The sequence below is a fragment of the Streptomyces glaucus genome (assembly GCF_039533365.1).
GTDB classification, from domain to species: Bacteria; Actinomycetota; Actinomycetes; order Streptomycetales; family Streptomycetaceae; genus Streptomyces; species Streptomyces glaucus.
The window spans coordinates 14060-39931 of the sequence record NZ_BAAATK010000031.1; the positions used below are offsets into that span (position 1 = coordinate 14060).

Below are 25872 nucleotides of genomic sequence, written 5' to 3' on the forward strand. Positions count from 1 at the left end.
TGGGGACCTCGCGGCTCCGGGCCGGGTCGCAGCGAATATAGGGGTGGAAAAACGTGGCAACAAGGTGTCGGGCACGCATCCGCCGCATGACGCCGCTTTTCCGCCCCTGTTGCGGGATATGGCGCGAACGCCCCGGGCCGCCTAAGGTGAGGGGACGTCAGAAACGTTTCAGGGGAAGGAACGCAGCCGTGCTCTCCCCCTCGCTGCAGCGGCTCTTCGACGCTCCGCCCCGGGACTTCGGCCCCACTCCCCTGTGGTGGTGGTCGGGCGCGGAAGTCACCCGCGAGCGTCTGAGGTGGCAGATGCGCCGGTTCACGGACGGCGGCGTCCACAACCTCGTGGTGATCAACCTGGCGCCGGCCGGCCCGGGGTTCGGCGCCCGGGCCGACGAACCGGCGTGGTTCGGCGAGGAGTGGTGGGCCCGCTTCACCGACGCCTGCGAGACCGCCGCGGAGCTCGGTATGCGCCTGTGGTTCTACGACCAGATCGGATTCTCCGGCGCCAATGTGCAGGGCGGCGTCACCCGGCGGCACCCCGAAGCCGCCGGCCGGGCCCTGCGCTCGCGTACCGCGGCCGTCTCCCGGGGCACGGTCGCCCTGCGGGACGCCGAGACGCTGGTGGGCGCGTACGACGCCGACGGCCGGCGGCTGCCGGTCACCGGGCCCGCGCGGGTCGCGGCCGCCGACGGCACCCGCGTACGGCTCGTCACCGCCGTCCCCACGGCGTTCGACTACCTGGACCCGCATGCCGTCGGGCTGCTGATGGACGCGGTCCACCACGAGTACGACCGGCGCGTGCCCCGGTACCTGGGCGGGGTCGTCGCGGGCAGCTTCCAGGACGAACTGCCGCCCACGAACGCCTGGACCGGCCGCTTCCCGGCGGAGTTCCGCGCCCGGCGCGGCTACGACCTGCTCGACCACCTGCCGGCCCTGTTCGGCGCCGGCGCCGGCGGGCAAGCGGCGAAGGTCCGTGCCGACTACTACGCCGTCCGCGCGCAGCTCACCGAGGAGGCCCTCTTCCGGCCGCTCGCCGCCTGGCACCGCGAGCGCGGCATGCTGCTGGGCTGCGACCAGGCGCATCCCGCCCGCGCGGGCCACCCGGTCCAGTCGACGCAGCTGTACACCGACTACTTCCGCACCCACCGCTGGTACGGGGCCGCCGGCACCGACCACCACGGCGACGCCAAGGTCCACTCCTCCCTGGCCCATCTCTACGGCCACGAACGCGTGTGGATCGAGGCGTTCCACTCCTCCGGCTGGGGCGGCACCCTGGAGGACACCTACGACTGGCTGCTGCCGTTCCTGCGCAGCGGCGCCAACCTGTACAACCCGCACGCGAGTTACTTCGGCACGGCGGGCGGCTGGTTCGAGTGGGCGCCGCCGTCCACCGACTGGCGCCAGCCCTACTGGCGGCAGTACCCGGCGTTCGCGCGGGCCGTGGCCCGGATCTGCTCGATCATGTCCTGGGGCAGCTACGACACCGCCGTGGCGGTGCTGCACCCCACCGCGACCGTGCAGGCCCTCGTCCCGCTGGACGCGCCCGTCCGCCACTTCGGCGACGGCCGGCTCGGCGACGGCCACGCCGACGCCGACGAGACGCAGCGGCACTACCTGGACCTGTGCGGCACGAACAACTGGCTCGACCCCCGGATCGGCGCCCTGGACCTGCACCGCGTGTCCTTCGACGTCATCGACGACGACTCGGTCCGGCGCGCCCGGGCCGCCGACGGCGCCCTGCGGATCAGGGACCTGGCGTACCGGGCGGTGCTGCTGCCGTCGGCGAGCGTGCTGGAGGAGGACACGGCGCGCCGGCTGACCGAACTGCTCGACGCCGGCGGGCGGGTCGTGGTCGTGGGGCGTCCTCCCGCCACGGCCGCCGGTCTGGCCGGTGACGACTCCGTGGTCGCGGCGCTGTCGGCGCATCCGCGGCTGGAGCGGGTCCGCGACGCCCAGGCCGGCGCGGCCGCGGTGGCCGACGCGGCCGGGCACGCCACGGGCGAGGTGCCGCTGCTGGTCAGGCGGCGGGGGAACGAGGGGGTCGCCCTGGTGACGGGCGTCTTCCCCGACGCCGGCCTGCCCGGGCCGCGCGCCGGCTCCCCGGGGCCGCGCGAGAGCCACGTCGTCGATCCCTCCCGCTACGCCCGCACCTCGTCGGTGACCGTGCGGGCCCCGGTCGCCGAGGCCGAGGTCTGGAACCCGGCGACCGGCACCCGCGTCCCCGCGCCCGTCACGGTCTCCGCGGAAGGGATCTCGACCGTCGAGGTGCCGCTGGAGGGCGCCCCCGCCGTCCTCGTCGTCTGGCGCGAGGGCCCGCCGGCGCGCCCGGCTCCCGCCCCGCCGGCGCGGGAGCCGGAGGAGGTGACCGACGTCTCGGCCGGCTGGCAGGGCCGGCTGGTCCCCACCCTGGACAACACCTGGGGCGACCTGGCGCTGCCGCCGGGGACGCCCGTCGACGAACCGCAGATCTGGGACATGCGGTGGACCGAGGGCGACGCGCCGGACGCGGAGTGGGGACGGGTGCGGGCGACGTACGGCGACCGGGTGCGCGTCCTGCCCCCGGTGCCCCGCGCGCGGGCCCCCGAACCGCTGGACGCGGTGTCCGCCGCACGGGTCCTGGCCGGAGAGCTGCCCCTGGTACCGCCGGACGCGGGCTGGGAGGTGTCGGTGTACTCGCCGAGCCGCGGCATCCCGGACCAGGGCGGGCTGCTCGGCACCAAGGGGCTGGTCGCCGAGGAGTTCGTCCGCGTCCCGGTGCCGGGGAGCGGGCGGGCCGCCCGGGTCCGGGCGATCGTGGAGACCGGCCGCCGGGGACCCGCCGACCTGCACGTCGGCGCGGAGGCGGCCAAGCGCGTGTGGTGGAACGGCGAGCGGCTGGCCGCGGGCGACGGCGGGTACCTGGCCTCCGCCCGGGTGGTGGTGGAGCGGTCCCGCAACGTCCTGGAGTACGAGCTGTCCGACGCCCGGGACCGCCCCTCGGTGATCTCCGCCTCCGCCGGCACCCCGCTCGGCAGCTTCTTCTGCCTGTCCGCGCCGGGCGCGTTCGCGCCGCGTCCGCGCTTCATGCGCCTGCCGGACGGCGTACGGCCGCGGGGCCGGGTGACGTACCGCGCGCGGCTGCGGATCCCGCGCGGCGGCGCGGAGGCGGTGCTCGTCGTGGGTGCCGCGACGGCGGTCACGGTGCTGCTCGGCGAAGCGGTCGTGGCGCGGCAGGAGAAGGCGGAGTACTACGAGGCGGACTGGGGCGCGGTGCCGGTGTTCTTCCGCCACGCGCTGACGCTCCCGGCGGGCGAGCACACGCTGCGCGTCGTGACGGACGGCGCACGCCTGCGGGACGCGGTCTACGCCGACCTCGTGGCGCGGTCGGGGGCCACGGTGACCGCGCTGGTCAGCGGCGCGGGCTGGGAGGCCGCATCGGGCCGGTGGCGGGGCCGCGCCGTCGAGGACGAGGACAGGCGGGGCGAGTTGCAGCACTGCCACGCCGCGGTACGGCCGCACCCGTTGCCGGACGCGGAGTGGCTGGCCGGCCCGCCCGTGCTCGGCCGGCGGGCGTGGCCGCTGCGCAGCACCGACGACGTCCACGAGGCGGCGCAGCGCTTCCGCTTCACGGTGCCCGCGGGCACCGTGTCGGTCGATCTTCCGCTGGCGCTTCCCGCGCGGGTGCGGGTCGGCGGCGGCCCGGCGCGTCCCCTCGACGGCCCGGTGCTCACGCTGTCCCCGCCGTCCTCCGGGCCCACGGTCGTCGAGGTCGTCACCGCGCCCACGGCCGTCCTGCGGGGCGGCTCGGCCTGGCGCGGGCCCGTGCGCGTGCGCACCGTGCCCGCGCCGCTGGACCTGGGGGACTGGCGGTCGCTGGGGCTGGGCGGCTGGAGCGGGGGCGTGACCTACTCGCGTGCGCTGCGGGTGCCGCCGGGGCCGGATCCCGTGCTGGACCTCGGGCGGGTGCGGGGCAGCGTCGAGGTCCGGCTGGACGGGGAACCGGCCGGTGAGGCGTTCTGCGCCCCGTACCGCTTCCCGCTGCGCGGCGCGGCCGGGCGGACCGTCCGGGTCGACGTGACCGTCCGCAACACCCTGGCGCCGTATCTCGCCGAGGCCACGCCGACCGCGTGGGCCTTCCCGTCCCAGCGGGTGTCGGGCCTGCTGGGGCCGGTGACGCTGCGGATCCCGCGGGCCGGCGGCGCCGGCGCCCGGTGACCCGGGCCCGGGGTTCCCGGGGGTGCGCCGGGCGCCCGGCGCGTCGGCGGCGGCCGGGAAGGGGCCGGGGTCCGGCGATCCGCGTGAGCGCCGCCGGATCCGGCGGGCGGACCGTGGCCGGCGATCCGCCGGAGACCTTCCGGCCCTGCTCACCGGACGCCGGCGGCGTGGAGCCCCGCGGGACGGGTCCGGGGTGAAGACGTGTGTCCCTGGACGTGTTCGTCACGGCGGCGGACCGTGCGGGCACAGCGGCGCGGGCGCGGTCGGTTCCGGCGTTCGTGGCCGCCGCCCGGTGTGCGTACAGTGGAATGTCTGGTTCCGTCCGCGGCACACCGCCGCCGTCGGCGCCCGTCCCGCCGTAGCACCCGTCCCGGAGCAGTCATGTCCCTCCCCTTCGCCGCCCCGGACGACGACGGCTCCGGCGCCCTGTTCGGCCTCGACGCCCTCGGATCCCCCGATCCGGGCCGCTCGCCCCGTACCGGGCCGCTCTTCCGCGACTCCCCCGCGGCCCGCCGTCTGCTGCCGGTGGGGGAGATCCACGCGGAGCCCGCGGCCGCCGCGTCGCCCCGCGGCCGGCAGATCCTGGCGCGGTTTCCCGCCGCGCGCCTCGTCGAGGTGGACTCCCACTGGCGCATCCCGGGGCTGCACGGCAACGCCGGGCACGTCGGACGGTGGGTGCGGGTCAAGGGCGAGACGCTCGTCCTGGGGGAGAAGAAGACGCTGACCGTCCGCCCCAACGGCCGCTCCGCGGACTGGATCGCCCCGGGCGCCTCCAACGGCTGCGCGATGGCCTGCGCCTACTGCTACGTCCCCCGCCGCAAGGGCTACGCCAACCCCGTCACCGTCTTCACGAACATCGACCGGATCATCGCCCACCTGGGCCGGCATGTCGCGCGCCAGGGGCCCAAGACCGAGCCCAACCAGTGCGACCCCCAGGCGTGGGTGTACGACATCGGGGAGAACGGCGACTGCTCGGTGGACGCCCTGATCTGCGACAACACCGCCGACCTCGTCCACGCCTTCCGGCAGTGGCCGACCGCCAAGGCCTCCTTCGCCACCAAGTTCGTCAACCCCGACCTGCTGGCCCTGGACCCGCGCGGCCGTACCCGGATCCGCTTCTCCCTCATGCCCGCGGACGACTCCCGGCTGCTGGACATACGCACCTCGCCGGTCGCCGACCGCATCGCCGCCGCCGGTGACTTCCTGGACGCCGGTTACGAGGTGCACTTCAACCTCTCCCCCGTCGTCGTCCGCCCGGGCTGGCGGGAGGCCTGGACCGAGCTGCTGAGGCAGCTCGACGACGTCCTGCCCGACCGGGTCAAGCGGCAGGCTGCCGCGGAGGTGATCATGCTGACGCACAACCAGGAGCTCCACGAGGTCAACCTCGGCTGGCATCCGCGGGCCGAGGAGGTGCTGTGGCAGCCGGCTCTCCAGCAGGCCAAGCGCTCCGAGAACGGCGCCCTGAACGTCCGCTACCGCAGCGGTGTGAAGGCCGGGGCGGTGCGCGTCCTGCGCGGACTCGTCGCCGCCCACGCCCCCTGGCTGCGCGTCCGCTACGCCTTCTGAGCGCCGCCCCCGCGGACGGGGCGGCCCGCCCCGGTGCGCCGGCTCCGCCCGTTCGCGGGGCGGCGGACCGGCCGGATGCCCGAGACTGTCAGGTGTGACCGCGCCGTGCCGCTCGCCCGCGCCGTGTCGGCGAGCACGGACCGGGGAAGGACGACGACATGATCATCTTCGGCACCAAGGGATACCTGTACCGGCTCGCGATACTGACGCTGGTGTGCGGCCGCTGCGGCAACCCCTCCGCGCACACGCTCAGCAAGCGCGTCACGAAGTTCACCCTGTTCTTCGTGCCCCTGTTCCCCCTCTCGACGAAGTACACGACGCAGTGCACCTTCTGCGGGACGGAGCAGAAGGTGACCGGGGAGCAGGCGGAGCAGCTCCGGGCGCAGGCCGCCGCCGGGTCCGGCGGTCAGGCGTACGGGCAGCCGCGGCAGCAGCCGTACCAGTCCTGAGCGGCGTCCGGCGTCCGGCGGCCGTCCGGCCGGCGCGTGCGAACCGGTCAGCCGGTGTACGACTCCAGGGTGCCGCGGCGCCGCACGTCGAGGGTGGCGCAGTGGAAGGAGCCGCCGAACGGCGCGTAGTGCAGCAGGTCGCAGGGGATCGGCTCGAAACCCCACTTCTCCAGTGCGCGCAGCATCTCGGTGTGGTGCCGCTCCGCGATCACCCGTTTCTCGTCGATCATGAGCACGTTCATGCTGAGCCACCTGCCGCACATCGAGGTGATCTTCAGCAGGTGCTCGTCGATCGGGTCCGGCTCGGGGGCGATCAGGATGTCCCACGAGCTCAGGACGTCGGGCAGGCGGTCGACGTCGACGTACTCCGGATTGACCAGTGCCCTGCCGGGCGCGAGCGGGAGGAAGGTGGTGTCGATGTGCATGGGCGTACGGCAGCGGCTCTCGATCTCGTGGATGCGGTAGCCGGGTCCGAGGTGGCGGCGCAGCCATTCGATGCCCATGCGGTTGGTGACGTTGCTCCGCGTCACGAACAGGTCGCGTCCCGCGCGGACGAAATCCGCCGCGTCGAAGACCGGCTCGAACTCGGTGAGGATGTAGCGCATGGGCTCGTCCGGCCCCGGGACACGGAAGTCCCTCTCGAACAGGGCGTCGGTGAGCTGCGGCTTCGGCGCCGCCGTCCAGCGCGCGCCGCGCCGGAAGTAGTCCTTGAGGATCTCCCGGTAGGAGTGGGTCTCGAAGTACCGGCACGGCCATGCCATCGGGGTCTCGATGATCTCGTCGCCGATCACGAGCATGCTGTCGCGCGGGCAGGAGTTGCAGAAACCGCGCGACGACCAGTCGGGGGTGCTGAAGCGTTGCCGGTGGTCGACCGGGGCCGGGCGCCTGACCGTGACGTCGAGGGACTCCAGGAGGGCGATGAACTGGTCGAGCTCTTGGCGCGCCCGCTCGACCAGCAGCCGCGGATACCTGAAACCGGCGGCCAGTCCCTGCAACCGCGCCGCCCACGGCGGGATGTTGCAGGTCACCACCGGATGGTCGGAGGGGATCGTCGCGCCGTCGAGGCGGCCGACGATGATCTCCTCCAGCGGGTCCCACTCGTTGTGCGAACCGACCGGTGAGACGAGCGGTTCCGCCGCCTCGGCAGTGGTGGCTGATGGTGTCGACATCACGCGTGGCCCCCAGGGCGTGTATGGGCAATCGTCGTCCGCCGTCGGCGCCGGAATGCCCGGTATCTGCACTACCGTCACACTCGACCGCTTTTCGACCAGGCCGGTGACTCACCATATCCAATGCGTTACCGGAAGTGAATGTCCGGGCGCGGCCCTCCGCGACACGCCGGACCCCGCCCTGCCGGAGGCGGGGCGCGGCGCGGACACACGAGTCCGGACGGGGGGGCTGGATATGTCCGCAATGGGTAACCGAAGGGCAGGAGCAACCAGATCCGGCATCCGAAGGAAGGGACCCCATGCCCGGCATGATGAACCGCATCAAGCAGTTCGCCCGGAGCCCTCAGGGACGGCGTGCGACCGAGCAGGCCCGGCGGGCCGCGGCCGACCCGCGGCGCCGGGCGCAGGCCCAGCGTCTGCTGGGCAGGCTCCGCGGCCACCGCTGACCGTCGCGCCCCCGCCCTCCGCGCGGCCCGGCATCCCGTATGACCGGGCCGCGCGGCTGTCGCGGGGACCGCACGCCGGTCCGCACCGGGTCGGCATCCCCTGCCCCGTGTCGGGGGCGTCCCGGCGGCCGGAGACCGGTTCGCCGGGGCGGCGTCACCGCCCGTGTCGGGGCCGTCTCCCCCAGTACAGTCGGACCAGGAAAGGAACGCCGTGGATCGAACGTCACTCCGCGCGGTGGGCTGGGCCCGCTCCCTGCCGTTGGACACGGAGGTGAAAGCGGCACGGGACTGGGCGCGTGAACACCTGGACGCCCTGGGCTGGACCACCAGCGCCCCCGAGACCGTGGACGCGGTCCTGCTGACCGTCTCGGAGCTGGTCACCAACGCCCACTTCCACGCGCGCAGCAACGCCCAGCTCATCCTGACCTGGGACGACCGCTGCCTGCACATCTCCGTGCACGACACCTCCACCACCCTGCCGTCGCCCCGCACCCCCAGCACCGAGCGCGTCGGGGGGCGCGGCATGTTCCTCGTCGACGCGCTGGCCGACACCTGGGAGACCCGCCCCTGCCCCCACGGCAAGACGGTCACCGCCTGCTTCCGCGGCCCCCGGAGCTGACCCGCGCCCCGGAACCGGCCCGCGCCGCGGACGGAACCCTGCGCGGACGACCCGCGCCGCGGACCGCGAAGGCCGGTGCGGATGCCGGCGACGGGCGCCGGGGACGGGCCGGGGAGCGCCGTGCCGCCGGGGCGGACCCCCGGACCGCGCCGCGGTCGGTGACGTCCCGGGTGCCGCGCGGGAAGCGGGGGTTCGCCGGACGGACCCGGCGCACCGGCCCGGTAGCGGCACCCCCGCCCGCCGCGCATCCGGGCCTGGCACGATCACCCGTATGGACGCGGAGATCACACCGGCCCGGATCAGCGACCTCCACGACGTGCTGGAGCAGCACGCGCGGTACTGGGGCGAGCGCGACCTGAGGTCGCTGCACCTGTTCTCCCTGGTGCACGAGTTCGGCTCCACCTGCTTGGTGGCCCGCGGCGCGGACGGCGTCCGCGGATACCTCATCGGTTTCGTCACGCCCTCCGGAACGGGATACGTCCATCTGGTCGCCACGCGGGACGACGCCCGCGGCACCGGTCTGGGGCGGCGTCTCTACGCGGCGTTCGCGCAGGCCGCGCGTGAGCAGGGCGCCCGGAGGCTGAAGGCCGTCACGTCGGTCGGGAACACCGGTTCGCTCGCCTTCCACCGCAGCCTCGGCTTCGGCACGCGGGTCGTCGAGGACTACCACGGCCCCGGCCGCCCCATGGCCGTCTTCGAGCGGCCGCTGCCGCCGGAGGGCGAGGTCTGGTGACGGGACCCCGGCCCGCCGCCGGCGTTCCCCGCGGCGCCGGCCCGTCGCGGCGGGTCCGCACGGCGCCGGACGCCGCGTGACGGGCGCCGGCCGGTCCGCGCCGGTGCTCGCGCGCCCGTCCCCCGCCCCGGCCCCGGGCCCCGGCTCCGGGGGGTGGACGCCGACGCGGGAGGGCCGAATCGTTCCCCGAGGGCTTGACGGGACGCGATGCGCTCGGCCTACTGGAAGGCGCGGCCGGGGGGGGTGCGGGGACTCCGCCTGTGCCGGACCCGGAGCCCGACCTCTTCTGTCCGCCCCGCTGAGACGCAGGTCAGGGGCCCGATGATGCGGCGGCGGTGGGCGGTGGCGGCGGTCCTGGCCGCCGCGCTGCTGTTGCTGCACCTCCTCGGCCCGGGCGGCGGGCCGGACGCGGGCACGGCGGCGCGGGCCGTGGCGGCGGCGGACGCCGCGACGCCCGACGACGCGCCGGCCGCCGGGACCGAAGCCGCCGGGACCGAAGCCGCCGGGCAGCCGTGTCCGTGCGCCGAGGACACGTCGGTCCGCCATTCCGCCGCCCGGTCGCCGAGAACCGCCGGGGCGGCCGGGTCCGGTCACGCGGTGCCGGGTGGCCCGGCGCGCGCGGACGTGGTGGACCGGGGCGGTACGGACCTCCGCCGCGCGGGAGCGGCGGAGCGTCCCGGCACGGGTGACGTCACCCGGAGCGCTCCCGCACTGCAGACGTTCCGCTGCTGAGCGACGGCAGGTCCCGGCGAGGGCCTGTGCCGTGCGGCTCCAGTGCTGTCTGGTGCCCGTCCGCCGTCCGGGCAGGCCCTCGTGTGTCCCTCTCCCTTCCACGACACAGGAGGCAGGCATGCCCGGAAAGCGCATTCTCGTTCTCAGGCCGGAGGAGCTGAGCTCCGACGACCACAAGATGTGGCGGGAGATCCGCGCCGAATGCGGAGCACCGGCGAACCCGTTCCTCGACCCGGAGTTCACCGCGGCCGTCGGCCGGGTCAGGCCGGGAGCCAGAGTGGCGGTGCTGCAGCAGGACGGGTCCCCGGTCGGGTTCTTCCCCCACGAGCGCGGGCCGCTGGGGCAGGGCCGGGCGGTCGGACTGGGCGTGTCGGACAGCCAGGGGGCCGTCCTGCGCCCCGGCATCCGGCTCGACGCGCGCAGGCTGCTGGCGGCCTGCGCGCTGTCGTCCTGGGAGTTCGACAACCTGGAGGCCGGTCAGGGCCTGTTCCTCCCGTACGCGGTGGAGGAGTCGGCCTCCCCGGTCGTCGACCTCGACGGGGGGTTCGAACGGTACGCGCGGCGGCTGCGGGTGAACTCGCCGAGCTCGCTGAGACAGACCCTGGCCAAGGAGCGGAAGCTCGCCCGGCAGGTCGGCGAGGTGCGGTTCGAGTACGACGCCCGGGACCCGGACGCCCTGCGGGCGCTGATGCGGTGGAAGTCCGCGCAGTACCGCAGGACGGGCCGGCGGGACCGGTTCGCGCAGGAGTGGATCACCCGGCTGGTGGAGCTGCTGGCCGACGGCGACGAACCCGAGTGCCGGGGGGTGCTGTCCGTGCTGTACGCCGCCGACCGGCCGGTGGCCGCTCACTTCGGGCTGCGCTCACGCACGGTGCTGTCCTGGTGGTTCCCGGCCTACGACCGCGCCTACGGCCGGTACTCCCCCGGGCTGGTGCTGCTGCTGCGCATGCTGGAGGCCGCGGCCGCCGACGGGATCAGGACGGTCGACCTGGGCAGCGGGGCGGCCCGCTACAAGGAGTCGTTCAAGACCCGTGACCTGCGGGTGCACGAGGGCGCGGTGGTGCGTGCGCGGCCGGGCGGGGCCGCGTACCGGCTGGCGCGGGAACCGGCACGGGCCGCCCGGCGCTTCGTGCGCGGCCGCCCCCGGCTGGCCGGCGCCGCCGCGCGCACGCTGGAGGAACTGGGGCGGCTGCGCACGCGGTGAGGCGGGCGGGGAGCCCGCCCGGGAGGGCGGGAACGGGGGCGGGACGCCCCTCGGCCGCGCCGTCGGTGGCCGCGGGGCGTCGCTCCCGGCCCGCCCCCGGGCGGGGTCAGATCCGCCCGCCGGTGAGCCGGGTGAGGGGCCCGTGCGTGTGCCGCCCCGCGCGCCGGCCCACCGCGTACGACGCGGCGCTCAGCGCGGTCAGGCCGGCGCCCACGCCGGCGGCGAGGGCCTTGCGGTGGGCGATCACCGTCCAGGCCGTCCGGGCCGTGGCCGCGACCTGCCCGGAGGCCGTGGCGAGCGCCTGCCGGCCCGTTTCCACGCCCCGGGCCGCGGTGTGCGCGGCCTCCGTGGCCGCCCCGGCCGTACGCGCGGCTCCCGCCTTGGCGGCTGACGCGGCGTCACCGGCCTTCCGGGTGCCGTTCCTCGCGGCCTGCGCGGCGGGCGCGGTCGCCTTGTCCGCGGCGCGGCGGGCCTTGTCCCCGGTCGCTCGCGCGGAACCGGGCTTCTGGTTCGTGTCGTTGTTCGGTTCGCTCATGGACACCGACTTGCCTCGGGCGCGATCGGCAAACGCGACGCGTCCCGTTCGCCGGAGGCGGACCCCGATTCCCGCCCGGCAGGCGGCACTTCGGCCGAAATCCTGTCCGAAACGCACCCTCGGCGAGGGGGTGCCGCCCGGGGCGGGTATGCCTCGCACGCATCCGCACCCGCGGCGGAGGGGGGAGCTGGCCCCGGTGACGAGGTGGCGCCGCAGAGCCGGTGAGCGCGAGTCGCGCCGTGCCCGGCGGCGGCGGGTGGTGGGACTCCTGCGCTCCCAGGGGCGGTACGGCCCCGAGTTCCGTGAGGTGCTGCCGGTGCTGGCCGGGCTGGTGCTGGCGCTGTCCGGCGCGGTCGCGGGCGTCGCGGCGGCCTACCGCGCCCTCGGCATCGGGGTGCCGCTCGCCGTGCTGGCCCTCGCCGCCGTCGCCGTGCCGGTCCTCGTCCGGCGCCACCGCCCCTCCGTGCGCCGGCGCCTCGGCTACTACACCGCCGAGGAGATCGCGGACCTGGACGTGGCGGGTCTGGCGCTGGCCGTCGCCCGGATGCTGCGCCGGGACGGCTGGTCCGTCCGCTTCCCGGCCGGGGAGCGCGTCCGGCCCCGTCTGCAGGCCCGCCGGGGCGACGGGCAGCGGCTGGAGGTGGCGTTCCGGCCCGTCGCCGAACCGCTGCCCGACGAGGATCCGCCCGCCCCGCCCGCACGCAGGCCCGGCGACGGGCCGCCCCTGCGCCTGATCGTGCACCGCGGCGCCTTCGGCCCCAGGGACGTGCGGTGGACGCGGGCCGACGGGAGCACCCGCCTCATGGACGGCGCGCTGCTGAGCCGCTGGGCGGGCGGCACGCCCCTGCACCGGTTGATCGACCTCCGCTGAACAGTGGACGGTCCGGACACCGGCGCGGTCTGCGCGTCCCGCGGCGGGCCTGCCGACGGCGGCGGGGCGCCGCGCTCGCCGTCCCGGGCTGCCTCGCCGTCCTTCTCACCGTCGAGGCCCCGTCCCTGATGACCCGTCAGGCCCGGGAGGACTGCCCACGGGCCTGCTGCTCACCCCCTGCGGCTTCCCGTCACCCGGCTCGCCGTGGTCCTCCACGAGTGCGGCGCGCGCCGGTACGTCGATCCCTGGCGCGGCGTGCCGCGGGGCCGGGGCGGCGGTCCGGGAGGCGAAGGGCGGGGCGGCTCCCGCGCCGGCGCGCGGTGCCGTCCGGCGCGGGAGCCGGGGGCGTGCCGGGGACGGCGGAGCGTACGGCCCGGCGCGTCCCCGCGGTCCCGTGGCCGGGGACGGCCGCACGCCCCGCCGTCCCCGGCCACGGAACCGGCGGATCAGCCGCCCAGCGCGCCCAGCACCACCTGCTTGGCCTCCTCCTGCACCTGGCCGAGGTGGTCGGGGCCGAGGAAGGACTCGGCGTAGATCTTGTAGACGTCCTCGGTGCCCGAGGGGCGGGCCGCGAACCAGGCGTTCTCCGTGGCGACCTTGATGCCGCCGATGGCCGCGCCGTTGCCCGGCGCCTCGGTGAGGATCGCGGTGACCCGCTCCCCGGCGAGGGTGTCGGCGCCGACCTGGTCCGGGGACAGCTTGGCCAGGCGGGCCTTCTCCTCCCGGGAGGCGGGGGCGTCGATACGGGCGTACGCGGGTTCGCCGAAGCGGGCGGTGAGCGCGGCGTAGTGCTGGGACGGCGTCTTCCCGGTGACGGCCGTGATCTCGGCGGCGAGCAGCGCCAGGATGATGCCGTCCTTGTCGGTGGTCCACACCGAGCCGTCGCGGCGCAGGAAGGACGCCCCGGCGGACTCCTCGCCCCCGAAGCCGAGCGAGCCGTCGACCAGTCCGTCCACGAACCACTTGAACCCGACGGGCACTTCGACCAGGCGGCGGCCGAGGTCGGCGGCGACCCGGTCGATCATGCCGGACGACACCAGCGTCTTGCCGACGCCCGCTCCGGCGGGCCACTGCGTGCGGTGGGCGTACAGGTAGGCGATGGCGGTGGCCAGGTAGTGGTTGGGGTTCATCAGCCCGCCGTCGGGGGTGACGATGCCGTGCCGGTCGGCGTCGGCGTCGTTGCCCGTCGCGATCTGGAAGCGGTCGCGCTGCTCGATCAGCGACGCCATCGCGTACGGCGAGGAGCAGTCCATGCGGATCTTCCCGTCCCAGTCCAGCGTCATGAACCGCCAGGTCGGGTCGGTGAGCGGGTTGACCACGGTCAGGTCGAGCCGGTGCTGCTCGGCGATGCGCGACCAGTAGGCGACGGAGGCGCCGCCCAGCGGGTCGGCGCCGATCCGCACCCCGGCCGAGCGGATCGCGTCCAGGTCGAGCACGCTCGGCAGGTCGGAGACGTAGCGGCCGAGGAAGTCGTAGCGGCCGGTGCCGGGCGCGGTCAGGGCCTTGGCGTAGGGCACGCGCCGGACGTCCTTCAGGCCGCCCGCGATGATCTCGTTGGCGCGGTCCTGGATCCAGCGGGTGGCGTCCGAGCCGGCCGGGCCGCCGCTGGGCGGGTTGTACTTGAAGCCGCCGTCGGCGGGCGGGTTGTGCGAGGGGGTCACGACCACGCCGTCGGCGAGGCCCGAGGTGCGGCCCCGGTTGTGGGTGAGGATGGCGTGGGAGACCGCCGGGGTGGGGGTGTAGCCGTCGGCGGTGTCGACGAGCACGGTCACGTCGTTGGCCGCGAACACCTCCAGGGCGGTGATCCGCGCGGGTTCGGACAGCGCGTGCGTGTCCGCGCCGAGGAAGAGGGGGCCGTCGGTCCCCTGTTCCTGGCGGTACTCGACGATGGCCTGGCTGGTCGCGGCGATGTGGTCCTCGTTGAACGCCGCCGCCAGGGACGATCCGCGGTGTCCGGACGTGCCGAACGCCACGCGCTGCCCCGGCTCGGCCGGGTCGGGGTGCAGCGCGTAGTACGCCGTCACCAGCCGGGCGACGTCGATCAGGTCCTCGGGTCCGGCCGGCCTGCCCGCTCGCTCATGCTGCATGAGCCCGCTCCTCCACATCGGTCGTGCGTTCGCTCGCGGTCTCATCTTCCCCCTTGCGGGGCGTGCGCTCGCACCCGGCGGGGAGAGGAAGGTCACGGGCGCGAGCGGCCCAGGGTGGGGGCATGATCGAGGTGGAGGTGCTGCAACTGCCGGTGTCGCCCGCGCACCGGCTGTCCGGGCGGCCCGCGGACGGCCCCTCCCCCGGCCCGGCCGACGAGCGCGTGCCGCAGGTCGAGGTGCGGCGCGGTCTGGGGCTGGTCGGCGACCGCTACCACGGCCGGCCCGCGCACCGGGACGCGGCGGTGACCATCATGGCCGCGGAGCACCTCCCCCTGGCCGTCGACCCGTCCGCCGGCCTGCGGCACACCCGCCGGAACGTCCTCCTGCGGGGTGTCGACATCGACTCCCGCGTCGGCGCGACGATCGCCCCGGACTGCGGGACGGGGTCCGTGCTGTTCGCCGTGAACCGCCCCGCCCGTCCCTGCGCGTGGAGGGACGTCACCGTGGGCCCGGGCGCGCGGCGCGCCCTGCGCGGCAAGGGCGGTGTGCGGTGCACGCCGCTGAGCGACGGGCCGCTCACGCCCGGCCCGGCGTCCTTCCGCGTCGTCGGCGGGCCGGACGCGCGCGTGACCGCGCGCCGCGCGGGCCTTGGGCCGTCGCCGGCGCGTCCCGGCGTGTCCGTACCCGCCGGGCGGCCGACCGCCCAATAGTTACCGTAGCGTAACCCACCGAGGTGTTACCGACGGTAAACAAGCGGCGCTAGGTTCTCCTCCCCTGCACCGGAGCAGAGCGAGGAGTGAGCCGTGAGCCGCAGCACAACCCCTTCGCCTTCCACCCCCCGAAAGCCCGCGCGCAGACCCCGCAGAACCCTGCTGGCCGGCGTCGCCGTCACGGCGGCCTGCGTCTGCGCGTCCGCGCTGCCCGCCTCCGCCTCCCCCGCCGCCGGGTCCGAGCCGGTGGTGTCCCGGGGCGTGCCCATCCCCGCCTTCTACACCCCGCCCGCCGACCTGCCCGCCGGCAACGGCACGCTGGTCCGCCACGAGCCCCTGCGGCTCGGACTGAGCCTGCCGGGCCTGGACGGCCGCCGGATACCGGGCACGGCGACCCGCCTGATGTACACGTCCACCGACTCCAGCGGGCAGCGCACCGCCGTGACCGGCGCCTACATCGAGCCGTACGCGGCCTGGAAGGGCGGCGGCCCCCGCCCGCTGGTGGCCGTGGCGTCCGGCACCATGGGCCAGGGCGACCAGTGCGCGCCGTCGCTCGCCCTGCAGCACCCGCTGACCCTCACCGGCGAGACCGTGTCGATCGGCTACGACAACCTGGCGGTCTACCGGCTCCTGGCCACCGGCGCGGCCGTCGTCGTCACCGACTACGCCGGCCTCGGCACCACCGACCGGCTGCACACCTACGTCAACCGCCTCGACCAGGGGCACGCCCTGCTGGACGCGGTCCGCGCGGCCCGCTCGGTGCCCGGGGCGTCCGTCACCGCCGCCTCCCGCGTCGGCCTGTACGGCTACAGCCAGGGCGGCGGCGCCAGCGCGTCCGCGGCCGAACTGCAGCCCTCCTACGCGCCCGAGATCGACCTCGCCGGCACCTACAGCGGCGCGCCGCCCGCCGATCTGACGGCGGTGATGAAGGGCATCGACGGCAGTGCCCTGGCCGGCGCGCTGGGCTGGTCGATCAACGGGTTCGCCCAGGCCGAGCCCGATCTGCGCGACGTGCTCGACCAGCACGTCAACGGCGCCGGGAGGGCGGCGCTGAAGGACCTCTCCACCATGTGCGTCGGTGACGCCGTCCTCGGCCACGGCTTCACCAGGAGCACCCGGTGGACGGTGGGCGGCACCTCCCTCGGCGACGTCATCGCCGCCGAGCCCCGCGCCCGGGCCGTGCTCGACAGGCAGCGCCTCGGCGGCGGGCGGCCCGGCGGCCCGGTGCGGCTGGCCACCGGCGTCCACGACGACATCGTCCCGCACCGCCAGTCCCGGCAGCTCGCCGTGGACTGGTGCGCCAAGGGGGGCGACGTCACGTACGAGGCCGTGAACCTGCCGAACCTCGGCGACAAGATCCTCACCAACCACCTCGCGCCCTACCTCGCCGACCAGGGCGAGGCGGTCTCCTGGCTGGCCGACCGGCTCGCGGGCGAGCCCGCGAAGCCGAACTGCGGGACCCTGCCGCTGCGGCGGTGAGCCGGCCGGTGTTCCGCCGGGCTGCGTGCCCGGCGGAACACCGGCGTCCCCGCTACTCCGGGGGCGTCGGGGTGTCGGGCGTGCGGTACATCGCCTGGACGTCCAGCTCCAGCTGCACCGTCGGGCCGACCACCGCGATCCCCCGCGCCAGCATCGACCGCCAGTTCAGGGTGTAGTCCTCGCGGTGCAGCTCCGTGGTGGCCAGGGCCGCGCAGCGCAGCTCCTCCCCGTAGCCGCCGTTGACCGTGCCCAGGTAGGTGGTGTCCAGCGACACCGAGCGGCTCACCCCGTGCATGCTGAGGGTGCCCAGGAGGTTCCACTTGCTGCCGCCGCGGTAGACGAAGCGCGTGCTGGCGAAGTCGATGTACGGGTAGCGCTCGACGTCCAGGAAGTCGGCCGAGCGCAGGTGGTTGTCCCGCGTGGTGTTGCCGGTGTTGATGCTGGACGCGTCGATGCGGACCTGCACGCGGGAGCCGGTCATGTCCGGCGTGATCTGGATGGACCCGTCGAAGCGTTCGAAACGGCCGTGGACGTGCGCCATGCCGACGTGCTTGGCGATGAAGCGGATCGCGGTGTGCGGCGGGTCGAAGAGCCAGCCGCCGGCCGGAGGGAGGGGCAGCTGCCGGGCCGGCTGGAGCCGGATGTACTGCGGCGTGGGGCTGCTGTCACCGACGATGTCGAGGGTCTCGCGGTGCGGCTCCAGGCCCTCGGCGACGGTCAGCATGCTGTAACGCCCGGGCGGCAGGACGGCGACGAAGGTGCCGTAGGGGTCGGTGGTGCCGCGCGCGGTGACCTGGTGCGTGGTCAGCGCCGTGATCGTGACCTCGGCGCCGCCCAGCGGCTGGTCCACGGGGTCCAGGACCGTGCAGCCGAACGCGCCCGCGCCGGGCGGCAGGGGCAGTGTGAGGCCTGCCGCGCCGGCCGCGCCCTGCTTGAGCCGTCGGCGCCGGAGCAGTCCGAAGGCCATGGTGTTCACCTCTCATAGGTTGCCAGTGGGGGGATGCGTGCCGGGCGCGGGCGTGCGGGGCGCGTGCCCCGCCCGTCCCTGCCCGGCACGTGCGGTGTGCGGAATGATCATGACATCCGTGGGGTCCGGTCCCGACACGCGGCCTCCGGGACGCCCGGCGCACCCTGCGCGCCGAGGCGGCCGGACGGCCTCCGCGGCGCGTGCGCGGCGCGACCACGCCCGCGCCTCCGGCGCGGCGGGCGGCTCCCTCAGGCGTGTCCGAGGATCCGCCGCAGCGCCTCGGTCAGCAGCCGCTCGGCGTCCTCGGCGGCCACCGGGTGCCGGAAGGCGACGTACCCGTCGGGCCGGACGAGCAGGGCGCCCGCGTCGGAGATCTCGCTCAGCCGCGCCCAGTCCCCGTAGGGGTCCTCGTACTCCTGGCCGGGGCCGATGACGGCGGTGGCGACGGTGAGGGGCTGGGCCTTCGCCGCGCGCAGCCAGCAGTCGCCGCCGATGCCGGTGAGCAGGGTGAAGCGGCCCTTGCCGACGGTGTCGAGGGTGGACAGGGTGCGGGTGCCCGAGGTGATCCAGGCGTGCGGGAGCTTGGCGCCGGGGCGGGAGGTGGGCTGGTGGTACAGCTCCGGGTCGCGGTCGAAGCCGGGGTCGGGGGTGCCGTCGGGGACGATCGCGCCGGAGGTGTAGCGCTGGTTGAGGTCGACGCCGTGCGCGTTGAACTCGTACGCCTTGAAGGCGATCGCCTCGCGCAGCCGCGCCCGCTGCTTCTCGGCCGCTCCGGTGGGCTCCTTGCGGGCGGCGATGTTGGCCCACAGCTGCTCGGGGGTCTGCGGGGAGAGCCCGTCGAGCGCCTCGAAGACGGGCGCGGTCTCGGCGATGGACTTGTTGGCGCGGGTGACGATCTGCCGGCCGACCGGGGCGCGTTCGGCGCTGTAGCTGTCGAGCAGCCTGGGGTGGGCGATGCCGTCGAGGACGAGCTTGAGCTTCCAGGCGAGGTTGTAGGAGTCCTGGATGGAGGTGTTGGAGCCGAGGCCGTTGGACGGCGGGTGGCGGTGCACGGCGTCGCCGGCGCAGAAGACGCGGCCGCTGGAGTACGTCTCGGCGTACATCTCGTTGACCGTCCAGGCCGAGGAGGACTTGACGGTCACCGGTATCTCGTCGTCGCCGATCAGCTCGCGGACGACGGACTCGGCGTACTCGGTGGTCAGGTCGGGGGCGCCCGCGGTGACGTCGTAGCCCCACACGACCAGCCACTCGGTCCAGGGGCGGACGCAGCGCACCAGGCCCGCGCCGATGCCGCCGACGGTGGCGCCGGGGGCGAGCACCCAGTAGAGGGTGGCGGGGCGGTGGGCGGTGTACTTCGTCAGGTCGGCGTCGAAGACGATGTTGATGCTGCCCGCGACGCCCGTCCGGCCGGCCATCGGCAGCCCGGCGTCCTCGGCGACCCGGGAGCGTCCGCCGTCGGCGCCGATGAGGTACCGGGCCCGGATGGTGTACGCGTCGCCGCGCACCCGGTCCTCGACGGTGACCGTCACGCCGTCGGCGTCCTGCACGAAGGACCGGTAGACGGTGCTGAAGCGGAAGACGGTGCCGCGGGCGACCGCCGCGTCGACGAGCACCGGCTCCAGCAGGTGCTGCGGCATGTCGCACATGCGGGTGGGGCTGGCGAGTTCGTGCGCGGCCTGCACGAGCGGGTCGTTGCCCCAGGAGCGGATCCGGCCCAGTTCCTCGCCCGCGAGGCTGGTGCAGAACGTCGTGTTCCCCATCAGGTGCTGCGGGGTGGCCCGGGCGACGACCTCCCGCTCGACGCCCAGGTCGCGCAGCACCTCCATGGTGCGCTGGTTGGTGATGTGGGCGCGCGGGGTGTCGGCGAGGCGCGCATGGCGGGTGACCACCATGGTGCGGACGCCGTAGGTGCTCAGGGCCAGGGCGGCCGAGGCGCCCGCGGGGCCGCTGCCCACGATCAGTACGTCGGTCACGACATCGGGCTCGACGGTGTGCACGGGAACGCTCCGGTGAAGGGGGGAAGGGGACCGGCCCTCAAGATCATGAAGCGGGGCGGGCGGGCGCGGGTGTCTCAATACGAGACAGCAAACGGCCCGGGACGGCGGGCGGGCGGCGGCCACGGCGGTCGTCGCGCTCTCGGCCGCGCCCGCTACGGTGAGGGGTGTCATGACCACCACAGAGCACTCCTCTCCCCCCGTCCGGCATCCCCCCGCCCGCTCCGCTCTCACCCGTCTGCGCCAGGCCCGCGAGCGGTTCCTGGCCGGGCGTCCCCTGCCCGACGGCGTGCCGGAGGAGATCGCCTCCGCGTGGCGGCGCGCCCGTTTCTTCGGCGTACGGCCCGACGCGGCAAGGACGGCACCGCTCCGGCCGCCGGAGTCCGCGCTGGCGGGAACCGCCCGGCCCGTGCTGGAACGGCTCGTCCCCGCCCTGGACGGCGGGCGGTCGGCGCTGGTCCTCACCGACGAGCGGCTGCGGGTGCTGTGGACGGCCGGGAGCGCGCCGCACGGCACGCCCCACCCGGACCTGTCCGAGCAGCGGGTCGGGCACAACAGCGCGGCCCTCGCCCTGCGCACCGGCCGCCGCGCCGAGGTGCACGGACCCGAGCACTTCCTCGACGCGTGGCAGGACGTGTCCGCGGTCAGCGCGCCGGTCCGGGCGCCCGGCGCCGGGCGCGTCCTGGGCACGGTGACGGTGGCGTCCCCGCTGTGCGCCGGGTGCGGGGCGCACCCGGCGGCGGCCCTGGTGGAAGCGGCGGCCGCGGCGGTGGAGACGGAACTGGCGGCCCGGTCGCGGCCGGTGGAGCGGGTGCTGCTGGACGCCCACCTCGCGGCGGCAGCGGGGCAGGAGCGCGCGGTGGTCACCTTCGGCGGGCACAGCCGGCTGGTGAGCGAGGCCGCCGGGCGGCTGCTGTCCGCGGAGGAACTGCGGGACCTGGAGCGGGGCGTGGCGGCGGCGCTGCGGCAGGACCCGGACGGCGGCGGCGGGGCGGACGGTGCGCGCGGGCCGGACCCGGCCGGGGCGGACCGCCCCCGCGGGTCCCGGGCGGTCTCCCGCGGGTCGTACGAGGTCCGGCTCCCGCCCGGCGCCGGGTGGTCGGCGAAGGTGACGCCCGTGCGGCACCGGGACCGCGTCGTCGGGGCCGTGGCCGTGCTGGGCCCGGTGCTCCGCGCGCCCGGGCGGGCGCCCGTCCCGGCGGACGGGCCGGGGCGGGTCGCGCTGGCGGGGCGTTCGGTGCCGTGGCGGCACGCCGTCGGGCGCGCCGCGGAGCTGGCCGCCTCCCGCGCCCCGCTGCTGATCGTCGGCGAGCGCGGCACCGGGAAGACCGCGCTGGCGTGCGAACTGCTCGGGGACGGGCCGGTGGTGGACGCGGCGGAGGGGGAACCGGGCGGCGTGCTCGGCCGGTCCGCCGGGCACGGGCCGCTGGTCCTGCGGCACGTCGAGCGTCTGGCGCAGCCGGACGTGGCCACGCTCATCTCGCTGCTGGAGGCCCGTCCCGACACCCCGCTGCTGGCCACCTACACGCCCGGCATGCCGCCGGGGCCGTGTCTCCAGCGGCTGCTGGACACGCTGGCCGCGCGCTCGGTCGTCCTGCCCGCGCTGCGCGAACGGCCCGAGGACATCGAGGAGCTGCTCCTGGCCGTGGCGCCCGGGCCCGCCCCGGGGCGGCCTCCGCTCACCTGGACGCTGGACGCGCTGCGTGCCCTGCGGCGGTACCGGTGGCCCGGGAACGTCACCGAACTCGCCCATGTCGTGCGGTCGCTGGCGGAGCACCGCAGGGCCACGGGCCCCGTCCGGCGTGCCGAACTGCCGGATGCCGTGCGCGAGGGGCCCGCGGCACGCCCCCTGAGCCCGATGGAGGACGCCGAGCGCACCACCATCCTGGAGGCGCTGCGCCGCCACGGCGGCAACAAGGCCCGCACGGCGGCGGCCCTGGGCATCGGCCGCGCGACGCTCTACCGCAAGCTGCGCCGTTACCGGAGCTGAGCGGCCCGGCCGGCGGGCGCGGCTCCCCGCCCGCGCCGCCGGGCGCCCGGGGGGCGGGGAGCCGCGCCCGGGGAGCGCTCCGCGCGATCGTCAGGTGATCCGGTGGACGAGCTGGCTGGTCAGTTCGTAGCGGGCGCCGACGACGGCCAGCCGGCCGGCGGCCACCTGCGCGGCGAGGTCGGGTTCGGCGGCGAGCTGGGCGCGCACGGCCCGTACGTGGGCGTCGATCGTCGCGTCCACCCGGGCGTCGCCCTCCTCGGTGCGGTCGATGGCCGGGCCTATCCGGTCGGCCAGGTACTGGATGTGGGCGGGCAGCCGCTCGCCGGAGGCGTCCGCCTCCACGGCGGCGCGTACGGCGCCGCACGACTGGTGTCCGAGCACCATCACCAGCGGTATGCCGAGTTCGAGCACGCCGTAGGCGACGCTGCCGAGCACGGCCTCGTCCAGGACCTCGCCGGCGGTGCGGACCGTGAGCAGGTCGCCGAGGCCCTGGTCGAAGACCAGTTCCGGGGGCACCCGGGAGTCGACGCAGCCGAGGACGACGGCGAAGGGGTGCTGACCCGAGGTCAGGCTCTGCCGCAGGGCGGGTGTTTCGTCCGGGTGCTTCTCGCGGTACGTGCGCCAGCGCAGGTTGCCCGCCGCGAGGGCGCGCAGGGCCTGCGCGGGGGTGGCGGGCCGGGGGCGCGCGCCGGGGGCCGCGAAGGCGGGGGCCGCACCGAGGGCGGCGCCGGCGCCGAGGGCCGCGGCTCCGCTCAGTCCGGCTCGCAGCAGCGCGCGCCGGGCGGTGGCCGGGGGAGCCGGCTCGGGGCCGGCGGGTCCGTCGGGGGTGACTTCGGAGTTCACGTCGGGGACGGTAGACGCGAGTTCGAAGCCGATCGCCCGAGTTACGAAAGCATGACCGGGCGCGGCCAAGTCCTGATCGGTTTTTGGTCTGTACTTGACGTTTCCATGAGAGTCACGGGCGGTGCGCCGCGGCTTCCTTCGACAGCCGGACGGCCGAGAGCAAGCTGAGGCCGGGCACCGCTCCACGCAGCACCTTGATCGCCTCCACGGAGTCGGCGGGGCCCTCGTAACCGGCCGCGGCGAGGCGTTCGTGCACCCAGCGGATCCGCAGGTCCGCGTCGGAGGCGGCGGCCGCCTGCTCGATCAGGGCGACGGCGCGCTCCAGGCCGGGGCGCTCCTCGGGGGCGGCCCCGGCGAGCGCCGAGCGCACGCTCTCGGCGATGACGTCCGCGTCCCGCAGGACGAGGATGTTGAGTTCTTTCGACTTTCCCTGTCCGAACATGGGGCCATGCTGAGCGTGTTCCGCGTCGGCGATCAAGCGATATGAGGTGTTCCTGAGCTTCGCGCGCCCGCCCGCCCGACGGCGGGCAGGCGGGCGGATGCTCCCTCACGCCTTGCCGCCCCCCGCCAGGGTGTGGGCGACCAGCGCGTTGGCGTGGCCGTGTCCCAGTCCGTGCTCGGTCTTGAGCCAGGTGACCAGCTCCATGTGGCGGCTCAGCGGCGAGGTGCGGATCAGCTCCGTCCACTCCGCCACGGGACGGCCGTACTTCTTCTCGATCGCGGGGAAGTAGCTCGCGGGTCCCTTGGCCTTCTCCGGCATGTCGTCCTGCTCCTCGTCGCGGTTGCGGGCGTCCCGCTCACACGCGGTGCGCCCCGGTCGGGTCGGTCGCTTCCTACGACCGGACGCGGCCGCGGGACTCATCGCCCCCGACGAGTGATCCATGTCACAGCCGACGGCTTCCGGGTACCGGGCGGGCCGGCGGGGCCCGCCCGGTTCACTGGTCCGAGTAGCCGATGTCCCCGATGGTCCAGGCGCTCACGTCCGCCAGGGCGACGCGGTACATGCCGCCGGTGTCGGGGATGCCGTAGCTGCCCTGGAGGATCCGTGCGAGGTGGAAGTGCAGGTGCGTGGGCCGGGTGTCGCGCCCGGCGGCGTCCGGGCCGGCGAACGGGAGAGCGAAGCGCCTCAGCTGTCCGGAGTCCCGCAGCACCTCCGCCACGCGTTGTTTCCACATGGCCTCGGGAGCCAGCCGTCCCGTGATGACGGCTCCGGGGACCACGACGGTGAGGGACATCTGACTGCTCTGCTCCGACTCCACCAGTTCGGCGATCGCGAGAAGCAGTTCATCAGGGTGTGCCATGGACCGGGAGCCTAGTGCAACGCAGGAGCGGCGCAGCAGGGTGGTGGGGGTGTCACGCGCGACGGCCGGACCGCCGGGGCCGGACCCGCTTGGCGGGCGCCGCGCGGGGTACCCGGTGGATCCCTCGTGACGGATCTGCCGGGAAGGAGTCGAACGTGGAGGTCCGCGGAACGGCCGGCGGAAACGGACTCGGCGACCTGGAGCCCGGGACGCGTCAGCGGGACCAGTTGCGCGTGCGCGTCGCCGACATCGCCTGGACCGCGCTGTGCACGGTCCTCGCGCTGTGGGCGGTCTGGAGCGCCGTCGGCGCCGCCCGCGCCACCATCGCGTGGGCGTACTCGGCCGTGGCCTGCGCACTGCTGGCCGTGGCCCTGGGCGCACGGGCGGTGGCCGTACGCCGCAGGGCCAGGATCCGGTCGGGGAACGCCCCCGGGACGGGAACCCGCGTCAGCCCTGACGGGCCTTGAAACGCGGATCCCTCTTGTTGATCACGAAGGTCGCACCCCGGCGGCGCACCACCTGCGCGCCGGGCCTGGCCTTCAGAGCGCGCAGGGACTTGCGCACCTTCATGGCGGGTGTCCTTTCCCCGGTGTCCCGGTTCAGCGTGTCTCGCGGAAGGCGACGTGCCGGCCGGCCACCGGGTCGTACTTGCGCAGGACCAGCCGGTCGGGGTCGTTGAGTCGGTTCTTGCGCGTCACGTAGGCGACGCCGGTCCCGGCCGTCGACTTCAGCGTGACGACGGGACGCGTGCCGGTGCGTGCCATGGGGTTCTCCTTTCGGCCACCGCTCGGGCCTCTGGCCCGTGCATGTCAGCCACGCATCCGTCAACACCGCCCCCCGCCGGAGCATTCCCGGACCGTCCGGACCGCCGCGCGGCGGCGCGCCGCCGTGAGGACGCGCGGGAAGCGGGAAGAAGCGCGGATGTGAACACCGTGTGGAGCACACGGGGACGGAGTGCCCGGCCGGAGCGCGATCCGGCCCAGGAAGGCGGGTGAAGGTGACCTTGACGGACGGACACGGCGGCGGGGACCACCGGGTGGTTCCGGTGGTGGACTGGCTGCTGGAGACCGTTTCGCTGCGGGCGTTCCTGCGGCATCTGGTCGACGACGCCCTGGCCGTCTCCCGGGCCGAGGGCTGCGGGGTGACGCTGCAGCGCCGTCATCGCCCGCTGACCGTGGTCAGCAGCGGTTCCACGGCCGACAAGCTGGACGAGAAGCAGTACGGGCAGGACGACGGTCCCTGCCTGCACGCGTTGCGCACCGGGCGGATCGTGGAGGTGCCGGACACCCACGGGGAGACCCGCTGGGGCGACTACCCCGCGTACGCCGCCTCGCTGGGCGTCCGTTCCCTGCTGTCGGTGCCGGTCCCCGTGCGGACGCACACCGTCGGCGCCCTGAACTTCTACGCCACCGAACCGAACGCCTTCGGCGAGCGGGACAGGGACCGTCTCGCGCGGATCGCGGCGCAGGCGGGCGGCGGCATCGCCCTGGCCCAGCGCCTGAGCGACGCCGAGGACCTGGCGCGCGATCTGCAGGCGGCGCTGCGGTCCCGGGCCGTCATCGACCAGGCCATCGGCGCGGTGGTGCAGCAGCGGCGGTGCAGCGTCGAGGAGGCCTTCGACATCCTGCGCACGACCTCGCAGGAGACCAACACCAAGCTCCGCGATCTGTGCGAGCGGCTGATCGCCGACCTGAGCGGGCAGCCGCCCGCCGCCCGGCCCCCGCTGCCTCCCCGCCCCTGACTCTCCCGGCCCCGCCGCGGGAAGGCGCTCCCTCCGGACTCCTCCGGGAAGTGCGTCGCGCCCCTTCGCTCCCGCACAACCATTGACAAGGCCCGGTCCGGTCCGGAGACTCCCTCGCAACGCCGAGTGCATATTTTTTCACTACGCGAACAAGGAACACCGGAGGAACGGGCGAGGCCCCTCCCGCCGGTGACGAGCCGCCACCGGCGGGAGCCGCAGCCGCTTCGGGCCCAGAGCCCGTGCACG

Annotated in this window: 25 protein-coding genes; 14 read left to right on the forward strand and 11 right to left on the reverse strand. The window is 75.4% G+C overall.

Annotation, left to right across the window (positions count from 1 at the left end; genetic code table 11):
* The first annotated feature begins 188 nt into the window (after positions 1-188).
* From ABD363_RS21725 to ABD363_RS21735, 3 genes are all read left to right on the forward strand, one after another.
* A complete protein-coding gene (locus ABD363_RS21725) occupies positions 189-4190 on the forward strand; it encodes a glycosyl hydrolase (RefSeq protein WP_344606130.1) in 4002 nt (1333 codons plus the stop codon).
* A 381-nt stretch (positions 4191-4571) separates the two neighbouring features.
* Complete coding sequence (locus ABD363_RS21730; protein WP_344606132.1) at positions 4572-5756, forward strand: spore photoproduct lyase family protein; 1185 nt, start codon at positions 4572-4574, stop codon at positions 5754-5756.
* 158 nt (positions 5757-5914) lie between these two features.
* Positions 5915-6205 carry a zinc-ribbon domain-containing protein gene (locus ABD363_RS21735; protein WP_344606134.1) on the forward strand — a complete coding sequence of 97 codons (291 nt, stop codon included), beginning with the start codon at positions 5915-5917 and terminating at the stop codon, positions 6203-6205.
* A 47-nt stretch (positions 6206-6252) separates the two neighbouring features.
* Here the strand turns inward: ABD363_RS21735 and ABD363_RS21740 are convergent, their stop codons facing one another.
* The gene (locus ABD363_RS21740; protein WP_344606136.1) at positions 6253-7374 is read right to left on the reverse strand and encodes an amidinotransferase; all 1122 of its coding nucleotides are present in this window, start codon (positions 7372-7374) and stop codon (positions 6253-6255) included.
* Between the two features lie 299 nt (positions 7375-7673).
* Between ABD363_RS21740 and ABD363_RS21745 the strand changes: the two genes are divergently transcribed.
* The 5 genes from ABD363_RS21745 (at position 7674) to ABD363_RS21765 (ending at position 11108) form a co-directional block, all read left to right on the forward strand.
* Positions 7674-7820, forward strand: a complete 147-nt coding sequence (locus tag ABD363_RS21745) for a hypothetical protein (RefSeq protein ID WP_344606138.1) — start codon at positions 7674-7676, stop codon at positions 7818-7820.
* A 211-nt stretch (positions 7821-8031) separates the two neighbouring features.
* A complete protein-coding gene (locus ABD363_RS21750; RefSeq protein ID WP_344606140.1) occupies positions 8032-8439 on the forward strand; it encodes an ATP-binding protein in 408 nt (135 codons plus the stop codon).
* 271 nt (positions 8440-8710) lie between these two features.
* Complete coding sequence (locus ABD363_RS21755) at positions 8711-9172, forward strand: GNAT family N-acetyltransferase (RefSeq protein WP_344606142.1); 462 nt, start codon at positions 8711-8713, stop codon at positions 9170-9172.
* A 321-nt stretch (positions 9173-9493) separates the two neighbouring features.
* The gene (locus tag ABD363_RS21760) at positions 9494-9904 is read left to right on the forward strand and encodes a hypothetical protein (protein WP_344606144.1); all 411 of its coding nucleotides are present in this window, start codon (positions 9494-9496) and stop codon (positions 9902-9904) included.
* A gap of 118 nt (positions 9905-10022) precedes the next feature.
* On the forward strand, positions 10023-11108 hold the full coding sequence (locus ABD363_RS21765; RefSeq protein ID WP_344606146.1) for a GNAT family N-acetyltransferase: 1086 nt from the start codon (positions 10023-10025) through the stop codon (positions 11106-11108).
* A 106-nt stretch (positions 11109-11214) separates the two neighbouring features.
* Here the strand turns inward: ABD363_RS21765 and ABD363_RS21770 are convergent, their stop codons facing one another.
* A complete protein-coding gene (locus tag ABD363_RS21770; RefSeq protein ID WP_344606148.1) occupies positions 11215-11643 on the reverse strand; it encodes a hypothetical protein in 429 nt (142 codons plus the stop codon).
* Between the two features lie 196 nt (positions 11644-11839).
* Here ABD363_RS21770 and ABD363_RS21775 point away from each other — a divergent pair, with 196 nt between their 5' ends.
* Entirely contained in the window at positions 11840-12514 is a 675-nt protein-coding gene (locus tag ABD363_RS21775; RefSeq protein ID WP_344606150.1) for a hypothetical protein, read from the forward strand.
* 446 nt (positions 12515-12960) lie between these two features.
* On the opposite strand, the gene pgm is transcribed toward ABD363_RS21775, so the two are convergent.
* Complete coding sequence (gene pgm / locus ABD363_RS21780) at positions 12961-14601, reverse strand: phosphoglucomutase (alpha-D-glucose-1,6-bisphosphate-dependent) (RefSeq protein WP_344606152.1); 1641 nt, start codon at positions 14599-14601, stop codon at positions 12961-12963.
* Between the two features lie 122 nt (positions 14602-14723).
* On the opposite strand from pgm, the gene ABD363_RS21785 reads away from it, so the two are divergent.
* Together ABD363_RS21785 and ABD363_RS21790 are read left to right on the forward strand one after the other, a co-directional pair.
* The gene (locus tag ABD363_RS21785) at positions 14724-15311 is read left to right on the forward strand and encodes a molybdenum cofactor biosysynthesis protein (RefSeq protein WP_344606154.1); all 588 of its coding nucleotides are present in this window, start codon (positions 14724-14726) and stop codon (positions 15309-15311) included.
* 93 nt (positions 15312-15404) lie between these two features.
* Positions 15405-16790 (forward strand): lipase family protein, encoded by a 1386-nt coding sequence (locus ABD363_RS21790; RefSeq protein ID WP_425578012.1) that lies wholly within the window; start codon positions 15405-15407, stop codon positions 16788-16790.
* A gap of 52 nt (positions 16791-16842) precedes the next feature.
* Here ABD363_RS21790 and ABD363_RS21795 read toward each other — a convergent pair whose 3' ends face one another.
* Positions 16843-17757 (reverse strand): YceI family protein, encoded by a 915-nt coding sequence (locus ABD363_RS21795; RefSeq protein WP_344606156.1) that lies wholly within the window; start codon positions 17755-17757, stop codon positions 16843-16845.
* A 248-nt stretch (positions 17758-18005) separates the two neighbouring features.
* Positions 18006-19754 (reverse strand): FAD-dependent oxidoreductase, encoded by a 1749-nt coding sequence (locus ABD363_RS21800; protein ID WP_344606158.1) that lies wholly within the window; start codon positions 19752-19754, stop codon positions 18006-18008.
* Positions 19755-19923: 169 nt separating this feature from the next.
* On the opposite strand from ABD363_RS21800, the gene ABD363_RS21805 reads away from it, so the two are divergent.
* Positions 19924-21741 (forward strand): helix-turn-helix domain-containing protein, encoded by a 1818-nt coding sequence (locus tag ABD363_RS21805; RefSeq protein WP_344606160.1) that lies wholly within the window; start codon positions 19924-19926, stop codon positions 21739-21741.
* A 90-nt stretch (positions 21742-21831) separates the two neighbouring features.
* Here the strand turns inward: ABD363_RS21805 and ABD363_RS21810 are convergent, their stop codons facing one another.
* The 4 genes from ABD363_RS21810 to ABD363_RS21825 form a co-directional block, all read right to left on the reverse strand.
* Positions 21832-22584, reverse strand: a complete 753-nt coding sequence (locus ABD363_RS21810; RefSeq protein WP_344606162.1) for a carbonic anhydrase — start codon at positions 22582-22584, stop codon at positions 21832-21834.
* A 112-nt stretch (positions 22585-22696) separates the two neighbouring features.
* Positions 22697-23026 carry a hypothetical protein gene (locus tag ABD363_RS21815; RefSeq protein WP_344606163.1) on the reverse strand — a complete coding sequence of 110 codons (330 nt, stop codon included), beginning with the start codon at positions 23024-23026 and terminating at the stop codon, positions 22697-22699.
* A 105-nt stretch (positions 23027-23131) separates the two neighbouring features.
* Complete coding sequence (locus tag ABD363_RS21820) at positions 23132-23344, reverse strand: DUF4287 domain-containing protein (protein ID WP_344606164.1); 213 nt, start codon at positions 23342-23344, stop codon at positions 23132-23134.
* Between the two features lie 175 nt (positions 23345-23519).
* Positions 23520-23885, reverse strand: a complete 366-nt coding sequence (locus ABD363_RS21825) for a hypothetical protein (RefSeq protein WP_344606166.1) — start codon at positions 23883-23885, stop codon at positions 23520-23522.
* A 155-nt stretch (positions 23886-24040) separates the two neighbouring features.
* On the opposite strand from ABD363_RS21825, the gene ABD363_RS21830 reads away from it, so the two are divergent.
* Positions 24041-24352 (forward strand): hypothetical protein, encoded by a 312-nt coding sequence (locus ABD363_RS21830; protein WP_344606168.1) that lies wholly within the window; start codon positions 24041-24043, stop codon positions 24350-24352.
* Here the strand turns inward: ABD363_RS21830 and ykgO are convergent.
* Complete coding sequence (gene ykgO, locus ABD363_RS21835; RefSeq protein ID WP_344606170.1) at positions 24333-24455, reverse strand: type B 50S ribosomal protein L36; 123 nt, start codon at positions 24453-24455, stop codon at positions 24333-24335. The genes ABD363_RS21830 and ykgO overlap by 20 nt on opposite strands.
* Positions 24456-24484: 29 nt before the next feature.
* Positions 24485-24649 (reverse strand): 50S ribosomal protein L33, encoded by a 165-nt coding sequence (gene rpmG, locus ABD363_RS21840; protein WP_344606172.1) that lies wholly within the window; start codon positions 24647-24649, stop codon positions 24485-24487.
* Positions 24650-24882: 233 nt separating this feature from the next.
* Between rpmG and ABD363_RS21845 the strand changes: the two genes are divergently transcribed.
* Positions 24883-25626 carry a GAF and ANTAR domain-containing protein gene (locus tag ABD363_RS21845; protein WP_344606174.1) on the forward strand — a complete coding sequence of 248 codons (744 nt, stop codon included), beginning with the start codon at positions 24883-24885 and terminating at the stop codon, positions 25624-25626.
* Positions 25627-25872: the final 246 nt, after the last annotated feature.